This window comes from Pedobacter sp. GQ55, assembly GCF_059758925.1.
The window spans coordinates 1-833 of record NZ_JCAXEI010000028.1 but is presented as its reverse complement, the minus strand read 5'-3'; the positions used below and the strand labels follow the sequence as shown (position 1 = coordinate 833).

1 protein-coding gene is annotated in these 833 nt (G+C 42.1%); it reads right to left on the bottom strand.

What is annotated here, in order from left to right:
- Nucleotides 1-295 precede the first annotated feature (295 nt).
- Nucleotides 296-833 (bottom strand): LytR/AlgR family response regulator transcription factor (locus tag AC6CH7_RS26460; protein ID WP_498265561.1); only part of this gene is annotated, 538 nt, incomplete at its 5' end.

Here is an 833-nt window from a genome sequence, read left to right as displayed (position 1 = left end):
AGCCATCCCATACCCAATCCAAATGTTCCCGCTGTTTAATCCGCCCATCATTGCCCCATAGCAAAAAACAAGCGTAATCAAACCGTAAAATACAGTTCTCATAATACAAAAAAATTAAATGATTAACATGTGATCAGGCCTGCGGTATTTGGCTTCATCGGTTCACATTAGACCCCCGGATGTATTGCAAATATACGAAAACCTAACTATATCTTTGAACAACAGCCATTAAAAACACTTGAGCTTTGTCTGTTAGCATTGATGTCCACAGGTGGTAAGTGGTAGCAATCCGTATTCATTGCATTCTGGAAAGCAGCGCCTTCTTATAGGTGTCAGATACGGGGATCAGCCGATTTGCAATTGTGATCATGTCTTTCTCAAAGGAATCAATTTTGTCCAGAGCAACCAGGTAAGATTTATGTACCCTTATAAAGCGTGAAGCAGGCAACTGTTTCTCCAGTTCAACGAAAGTGTCCAGCGTTTTAAATGATTTACCTTTACAACAGATACGCCGGTAATCCCGCGCTCCCTCTATATAAAGCAATTCAGACAGCATTACCTTCTCAAGCTTTAGACCGGTTTTGATAAAAATAATCTGTTTATTAGCAGCCTTTTCTGCCAGCTCCCTTGCACGCTCAACCGCCTTAGAAAAACGTTCAAAGTCAAATGGTTTAAGCAGATAGTCTGTAACGTTAAGCTCAAACCCCTTTATCGCATGTTCCTGGTAAGCGGTAAGGATGATCACTTGGCAGGCCGGCCTGGCGATCTCAAGAAACTGAATGCCGGACAGATCTCCAATGTTGATATCCAAAAAGATCAGATCAACAGCCGCA